The organism is Candidatus Hydrogenedentota bacterium (assembly GCA_018005585.1).
Taxonomy (GTDB): Bacteria; Hydrogenedentota; Hydrogenedentia; order Hydrogenedentales; family JAGMZX01; genus JAGMZX01.
In genome coordinates, this window is record JAGMZX010000007.1 from 1 (window position 1) to 7,652 (window position 7,652).

Annotated in this window: 6 protein-coding genes and 1 pseudogene; 2 read left to right on the plus strand and 5 right to left on the minus strand. The window is 61.5% G+C overall.

Annotated elements, in window-relative coordinates; translation table 11 throughout:
• Positions 1 to 125: 125 nt before the first annotated feature.
• A pseudogene (locus tag KA184_02105) lies at positions 126 to 263 on the plus strand (SDR family oxidoreductase).
• Positions 264 to 320: 57 nt separating this feature from the next.
• On the opposite strand, the gene KA184_02110 reads toward KA184_02105, so the two are convergent.
• The 5 genes from KA184_02110 to KA184_02130 form a co-directional block, all read right to left on the minus strand.
• The gene (locus KA184_02110) at positions 321 to 1,439 is read right to left on the minus strand and encodes a hypothetical protein (protein ID MBP8128345.1); all 1,119 of its coding nucleotides are present in this window, start codon (positions 1,437 to 1,439) and stop codon (positions 321 to 323) included.
• 392 nt (positions 1,440 to 1,831) lie between these two features.
• Positions 1,832 to 2,044, minus strand: a complete 213-nt coding sequence (locus KA184_02115; protein ID MBP8128346.1) for a dodecin domain-containing protein — start codon at positions 2,042 to 2,044, stop codon at positions 1,832 to 1,834.
• 212 nt (positions 2,045 to 2,256) lie between these two features.
• A complete protein-coding gene (locus KA184_02120; GenBank protein MBP8128347.1) occupies positions 2,257 to 3,381 on the minus strand; it encodes a hypothetical protein in 1,125 nt (374 codons plus the stop codon).
• Entirely contained in the window at positions 3,372 to 3,695 is a 324-nt protein-coding gene (locus KA184_02125) for an L-rhamnose mutarotase (GenBank protein ID MBP8128348.1), read from the minus strand. Before KA184_02125 ends, KA184_02120 begins: the two co-directional genes overlap by 10 nt.
• A 3-nt stretch (positions 3,696 to 3,698) precedes the next feature.
• A complete protein-coding gene (locus tag KA184_02130) occupies positions 3,699 to 4,865 on the minus strand; it encodes a hypothetical protein (protein MBP8128349.1) in 1,167 nt (388 codons plus the stop codon).
• 142 nt (positions 4,866 to 5,007) lie between these two features.
• On the opposite strand from KA184_02130, the gene KA184_02135 reads away from it, so the two are divergent.
• A partial coding sequence (locus KA184_02135) for a hypothetical protein (GenBank protein ID MBP8128350.1) occupies positions 5,008 to 7,652 on the plus strand: 2,645 nt, incomplete at its 3' end.

The window sequence follows — 7,652 nt, forward strand, 5'->3', positions numbered from 1 at the left end:
GAGATGACCTTCCGCCTGCCCAACGACCCGAAAGAACGCCGGACGTTGCTGCAGATGGACGAGGAACAGCGCCGGCTCTACGACCTTTTCACTTGATCGGGTGTCCCAATGTTGAACTCAGGAAATACATCGACCAGGTGCCGATGAAACGCCCGTGTGCCTACCGGGACGTCTGCAACGTTGTAGTGTTCCTCGCGAGCGATGAATCCGCCTATATGACAGGCCAGGCCATCAACGTAACCGGCGGCCAAGAGATGCGGTGACCACGGACGCCCCACCGGTCCCGGAGGATGCCGTTCGGTCTGTTCTGCTTGCGGCTGTTAATAGGCCACGAGATGACCAACTTCCAGAACTTGAACGGGTACGCCGTCCACGGATACCGGAACTGCCGCGCGCGTAGCGCGTGTGACGCGCTCAACCAAGACCTTTACCACGGGGGTTCCGGTCGCCGACAGACCTACCGCGTGCCCAACCGCGCCAGGTACCGCCATGAGCTCCGCCGCGTGAACGGCCTTGGCTCTGGATGCCTGGGCGAGACCGGCGGCCGCGCCGTTACCCTCGGCAGCTTTAGCGCCGCTGCCCGTACCTACCAGGGTGACGCCAAACGTGGCGAGCACGTCTTGGATCGGGTTTGCAATGGCCACGCGCGAACTGCCTGCGTATAGCAGTCCCACGGCACGCGGATTGGCTGACACATTCTCAACCAACAGTGAACCGGAATCACCCGCCTTGAGGAATTTGCCTGGCGAAATGAGGATCTGGCCTTCAAACGTAGAGACTATATCGTTACCGGCGCATTCATCTTCGTAGGAAATGGACACGGTAGCATCCAGTCCTGCCACCTTGCCGGTGGTGAGTCCGCTGGTGCGCCCGCTCTTCTTAACAGGTTGATTGACATAGGCCGCGACCGGCTGCGCAGAGATGACGCCAATCTCCAGAATGGCGCCCGACGGGTCCACGGCGCCGGGTATGACTGCGGCCAGCGCTGCGTCCACTACACTGATGCCGTTCGGGACGATGGGCGACCAGTCGGCGACATATCCCACGTAATCATCAGTAATGTCCGTGCAGGATACATCGACGTAACCGGGCTGGTTCACGGGGTCGCCCACTTGCGACACGACACCGTTGCCACCGGGCACGCTGTCGCCCGCGAAGACGTGAGTGTTGCTCAGGATGTACTGGTTGCCCATGGGGTCCTGCACCAGCGCGCCGAGTGTGCCGCTGCAACAATATCCGTTGGCGATATCGGCCAAGCTGCCGCCGGACACTCCAAGCTGGATGGGCCGTGTCTGCCGGGCTGTGTGGTCGGGCAGGGTCCGGGGTGGTTTCGGTTTCTTGGCTTGGCCCGCAGCGTCGCTAACCGAAGCGCCGAGCGCAACTGTAATCAGCGCGACAAGGGTCACCATGATTAGATTCTTGTCAAGTAAGCGTTTCATCGGACTCGACTCCTTCTAGGGGGCGGTACGGGAGGAACATCATTCACGTCGTTGAATGCACCCCTGATTCTTCACGAAAACACTCAAAATATGTCGTCGAAACCTGGCAACTACCCAGACTTTCTCACTTTCAATAGTTTTCAAGTTTGAAACAGTATTATACGACCGCGTGCCCGGATGTCAAGTGCTCGTGATGAAAGACCAAAGCCCGAGCATTGACGCTGAATTCATACAGGTCATTGTCCTGCTGGGTGGCCACGACCGCGAAGTGAGGCTCTCCCTGCACTCCGGGTGTGTCCCATTTCGCAGGAAAACGGAAAAACCGCCCCGCGCTGGAGAGGCGGGGCGGCATCTGGACAAAAACTGCGAGAGATTGTCTGGACGGACGAGCGTCACTTATCCTCGTACTTGAAGGACAACTTCACCTTTGCGCGGTAGGCGACTACCTTGTTGTTTTCGAGCTTCATGTCCAGTTCCGAGACCTCCGCCACGCGCAGGTCTCGCAGGTTCTTGCCCGCCTGTTCGACGGCGCTCTTGGCGGCATCTTCCCAGGACTTGGTTGAGGTGCCCACCAGTTCGATGACCTTGTACACACTTTCCGCCATGATTCGGCCCTCCGTTTTTGTGCCCCGCATGGGGGCGCCAATTGACCCAGTGTAGCGCGTGAGCGCGGATTCGGCAAGGGGCCGGTTGAAACGGGAGTCCCCGCATGACTTCCACGGCTTGGGCGGCGTCAAATGACGCCTTGGGCAAAGAGTGGGAGCCGGGCATGTGAGCGAACGTGACGGTCCATTGAAAAAGGGCGCGATGCCGCCCGTCAGTAGCGGCATTCCCGGGCTGCGCCGGCGAATGCCCACAGCTTCTCGGGCAAGGTCTCGAAGAAGTGGTCGCTCAACGAGCAGACGTAACCGCCATCGTAACCCACTTTTTCGAACAGGACGCGTACCGCGGCCCGAATCTGCTCCGGCGTGCCGTCTGTAACGACATTGAACTGGTCCATGCCGCCGATAAGCGCGAGGCGGTTGCCGATCTTCGCCTTGAACTCCCAGGGCTGCTGGTTGCCGCCGATTCCGGGCGGCGCGAGCGTCTCGGATACATCGCAGCCGTTCGCTACGATCATTTCCTCGATGCCCAGTGTGCCGCCGCAGGTGTGGTACGTGACGAGAAACCCGAGCTGATGCAGTGCATCGTGCATGGCTCGGTCGTAGGGCAGGCAGAATTCCCCGTGTATCGCGGGTGAAATAACGGTCGAGGAACCCGCGCCGCCGCCGGTCTCGATCAGGTCGAAGCGCGCGCCTTTGAGCGATTCGATGAACCGCAATTTCTTGTCCAGCAGTATCTTGAGAAATGCGTGCACCCAGTCCGGCTTTTCCAGGCACGCCGGGATCAGGTCGTTGACGTCCCTCAGACAGCACGCGTGCTGCCAGCATCCGGCTTGGTCGCCCCAAACGAATCCGCGCAGGATGCCCGCGTCGCCCACTTCGTCGTAGCGCCGGGCCACGGGCTTGGGATCGAGCGCGGGGACGGGCATGTACTTGCGGATGAGTTCGATGTCTTCGTCGTGCTTGACGAGGTATTCGGTGATCCACGTGGTCTTGCGGTCGCCCGCGGTCTTGTACGTGAGCCTGCCCTCCGGCGTGTGGATCGTGTGATGCGCGACGCGGTTGTCCGGGTCGTTGCTGATGACCGTCACTTCATCGCGCCACTGCGGCGTCGAGAACTTCGTGTAGTCCGCGTCCACGAGCCAGAACTGGCCCATGTCCTGGAAATACTGAATCTGCGCATCCATGCCGAACCGCGCAAATGCTTCGAGGTCGCTGATGCCGCCCAGGTACGTGTCGAGATGATAACCCTGCCACTGGTGTACCGAGACCGGGAGCCGGTCCGGTTTGCCGCGGCGCAGCGCGCACAGCAGGCGCTCCTTGCTGCTCATCAATCGCAATGGAAGACCTCCTGCATGTCCGCCCACCATTCGCCCTCGGCGCGCGTTTCCAGCGGCTGCTGGCACGGCTTGCACACGTCCCACCAACGCTGCGTCACGGGGTCCGCCGCCATCCGGGCCATGTCCGTGTCGAAATCGTTGCCCACGTACTCGAAATAACTGAACAAGAACCCGTCCTTGTGGTAAATCGAGTAGTTACGGATGTTGCACTCCCGGATCATCCTCAGCACTTCCGGCCACACGGCCGCGTGGAGCCGGACGTATTCCTCGAACTTCTCCGGCTGCACCCGGATCACGGAACCATAACGTTTCATGGCCTAACTCCTGATTTCGCCGGTGTCCAGGTCGAATTCGCCGAGATTCAGCGGATATGTCCCGTATTCGCGCGCGAGTTGCACCACGTAATCGTAGGTTGCGGGCGCGACGTTATCCGGAACCGAATGGTCCGATTGCAGGATGTATCCGCCGCCCTTGGCGGCGTTCAGCTTGGTCAGCACCTCGCGCCGCACCGCGTCCCGGTCGTTCGTGGCCAGCGCGACCACGTCGATGTTTCCGTTGAACGCCCAGCGCTTGCCGAAGCGGCGCTTGAGCTCCACCACATTCAGGCCCGCCTTCGCTTCGAGCGGGTTGTACGCGTCTACGCCCGCGTCGATCATGTCTTCGAAGACGGCCGACGCATTCCCGCAGCCGTGGTAGACCGCCTTGAGGCCCGCCGCGTGGACCGCGTCGCAGATGCGCTTCAACTGCGGCTTGTAGACCGCGCGCCAGTAGTCCGGCGAGAAGAACATGCCGCGGTCATACGCAATATCGCCCCAGATGTACATGCCGGAGAGCCTGCCTCCGGCGGCCGCGATTTGCCCCTCGACAATACCGGCCAGGAAGTCGCCGAGCCGCTCGATGAACTGCGCGACGCGGCCCGGGTCTTCGCCGAGCTTCATGAGCACGTTTTCCGCGCCGATGATGCGCCAGATCATCTCGTGCGGCTCGCAGACGCTACCGAATACGCAGAAATCGTCCGCGTAGGCGTTCACGCGGTCGACGAACGAAGGGAGGTTCAAGTTGAGTTCGTCGCCCACGCAATTGATCTGGTCGTCAATGGCGGAAAAGAAGCGGCGTTCGTCCCGGGGATCGTCAAAGCGGAATGCGTCCATCTGTTCAAACGTCTGCGTCTCGAATTCGGCATAGTGCGGCATGGGATACGTGTGCACACGTTCAATGACCGCGCCGAAACCCGTTTTCACGACTTTCCGCTCGGGGGTGTTCTCGATGACCTCGATGCCGGTGATATGCGGGTCCATGTTCGGGTTGATGACGATGAGGTCAAGGTCCCAGTAGCGATACGGGTCGAAGTCCTCGCCTACGGGCAGTTCCGCCTTGGCGCGGCGCAGGAAATTCGTCCAGAAGAATTCGCCGATGGGCACGCGATCTCCTTCGCGGTGTTGAAGCGCGGCCATCACGCGCGCTGTCTTGACTGCTGCCCGCATCGCATTGTCCCTCCTGCCCGTGGTGCCCCGCGCCTCCCCGCGGCCATAGGCTACCAGTCCGCTCAGTGCGGATGCATCTTTCGCGGGAACGCCGGCGGCCGCGGTTCGGGCTATAATCGCGATTGAGAAGGAGTGCGCGGGAATGAAGCGATATATCTTGCCTGCCGGATTTGCCGCGTGGTGCGCGGCGGTCCTTGCCGCGGCGCCGGTCGCCGATGAGTCCCGCGGCGTGGAACGGGTCTACGAGGGTTTTGTTCAAGCCCCGGCGGAGTGTCAGCCGCGCACGCGCTGGTGGTGGATGGGGAATGCCCTGCGCAAGGAGGATATCACCTGGCAACTGGACCAGATGTGTGCCCAGGGTATCGGCGGCGTGGAACAGATTTCGATGGAACCGGTTTACGCCAAGGGCAATCACGCCTATCTGTCACGGGAGTATTTTGAACTGCTCCGCTTCGCCGTCGAGGAGGCGGGCAAGCGGGGCATGCAGTTCTCGGTCAATTTCGGCGGTCCGGGCTGGATTTGGGGAGGGGACTGGGTACCCAGAGAAGACCAGAGCAAGGTTCTTCTTGCGAGCGCCATGCAGGTCGAAGGCCCGCGCACTTTTTCCGGCGCGCTACCCAGGCAAGCGGCGCTGAATCCGCGCGATGTGCCGCGCTCGACACCAGTTATTGCGGACGAGGACCATTTGACAAAGGCCGTCGCCGCGCGCATGGAAGGAGAGAGGCTGTGCGCGGATACGCTCATGGACTTGTCGCACCTGCTGCGGGGGGACGCCATCACCTGGGCTGTGCCGGAGGGACGCTGGCAACTGATGGCGTTCTGGCTCACGCAGCGGGACAGCGCGGATGCCGTGGACCATCTCGACCCGGGCGCGATGGCGCGATATTGCGCCGCGTTGGGCGCGAAGTATGAAGATGCGATTGGCGCGCATTTCGGGACAACGGTGGACTCCTTCTTCGGCGACAGCTTCGAGGTGCCCATCTATCGCAACGGGCTTTACTGGAACGATGGGCTCTTTGCGGCGTTTGAGGAGAAGACGGGCTACGACCTTGTGCCGTGGCTACCCGCTCTGTGGTGGGACGTGGGCGGCCTTTCCTCGAAGGTCCGCTATGACGTGAATGCCTTTCTTCACGCACGGGGTATGGAAGCGTTCTTCCAGACGTTTCTGGACTGGTGCGAGCGGCACGGTGTGCAGGGCCGGATACAACCCTATGGTTTCGTGACGGACAACATCGAAGGCGCGGGCAAGGCGCACATTCCCGAGATGGAGGTTACCGCGGGCGAAAAGGACGCAGTGCCGTGGTTCGACACGCGCATCGGGCCGAAGCAGTATGTGGCCTCGGGCGCGCACCTGTACGGGCGGAACATCGTCAGCACGGAATCGTTTACGTACCTGCATTGGGAGCCCTATCGCGCGACACTGGAGGAATTGAAGGCCGCGACAGACGGATATCTGCTCGCGGGCGCGAACCAGTTCTACAATCACGGCTTCATCGCGTCGCCGGAGCGCGGCATTGTGCCCACCCGCGGTTTCTTCGCCGCTATTCGCATCAGCCCCGAGAACATCTGGTGGCCGTGCTATCACCATCTGGCCGCCTATACCGCGAGGTGCTGCTGGCTTCTGCGCCAGGGTCGGTTTGTTGCCGATGTGGCCGTGTATTCGCCCTTGGCGAACCAATGGACGCAGAGCGCGCTGAATGCGCGGAAATGGACGCGCGAATTCGACTGGGGCGGCCTGGGACAGTTGCTCATGGCGAATGGATACGGGTTTGATCTCGTGAACGACGACGTGTTTCAGCACCGCGCCTCGTGGGACGGTTGCGCACTTCGCCTCGGGGAAATGACGTACCGCGTTCTGGTACTGCCGGATGTCCAGGCTATGCCGCTCGAGACATTGCGGCAGATCGAGGCTTTTGTGCGGCAGGGCGGCGCCGTGATCGCGCTGGAGCGCGTTCCCGAGTCATCGACGGGCATGCAGGACCACGCGCGCAAGGACGCGGAGGTGCAGCGCATATGCTCGGAACTGTTTCGCCAAGCCGCGGAAGCGGACGACGCCGACCTCAAGGATTGCGGGCGCGGCCGCACCTTCTTTCTCAAGAGCGTGATGTACCGCGAAGACCCGCTCGACTGGCGCAGCGCGCCGCTCGATCCCTTTCTCAAGACGTTGAGGCAATGCGTGGCGCCGGACATGGACATTGATCTTGTGGCGGAAAACCGGAGAAAGAATGAAGGGCTTGCTTGCATACACCGCAACGGCGATGGGATGGAGATCTATTTCCTCTCGAATGTGCAGGAGACGCCCATCGATTACGATGTGGGTCTCCGCGCGACACGGGGGCGGCCCTTCGTCTGGAACCCGCAGACGGGCGAGCGGCGGCCGCTGCTGGCCTATAGACATGACGAGCACTACACGCGCTTTGCGTTGTCCCTGCAACCATTTGAGTCCCGTTGTATCGTGTTTGAAGAGACGGACAGCGCGCAGGAATACCCTCATGTGACCGAAAACGATTTCGCGGATATCCTCCAGGCGGACGCGTCGGGTTTCAACGCACTGGCGTCGCGCAACGGGCCGCATGCCTATTCATTTGACGACGGCGGCGCGATTAGAAGCGGGGTCGAGGTTGTTTCCGGCCTGCCCGCGGCATATGAAGTGAATGGCTTGTGGAACGTGCGGTTTCCCGAAGAGGTAATCACGGGAGAGGCCCTGCGCTGGACCGGTCTGAAATCCTGGACGGAGGAGGAGCGGCTGCGGCATTTCAGCGGGCAGGCGCACTATACCATCGGTTT

Coding starts and splice junctions, on each gene's coding strand:
- KA184_02110 (MBP8128345.1), bottom strand. CDS start 1,439: ATGAAACGCTTACTTGACAAGAATCTAATCATGGTGACCCTTGTCGCG.
- KA184_02115 (MBP8128346.1), bottom strand. CDS start 2,044: ATGGCGGAAAGTGTGTACAAGGTCATCGAACTGGTGGGCACCTCAACC.
- KA184_02125 (MBP8128348.1), bottom strand. CDS start 3,695: ATGAAACGTTATGGTTCCGTGATCCGGGTGCAGCCGGAGAAGTTCGAG.
- KA184_02130 (MBP8128349.1), bottom strand. CDS start 4,865: ATGCGGGCAGCAGTCAAGACAGCGCGCGTGATGGCCGCGCTTCAACAC.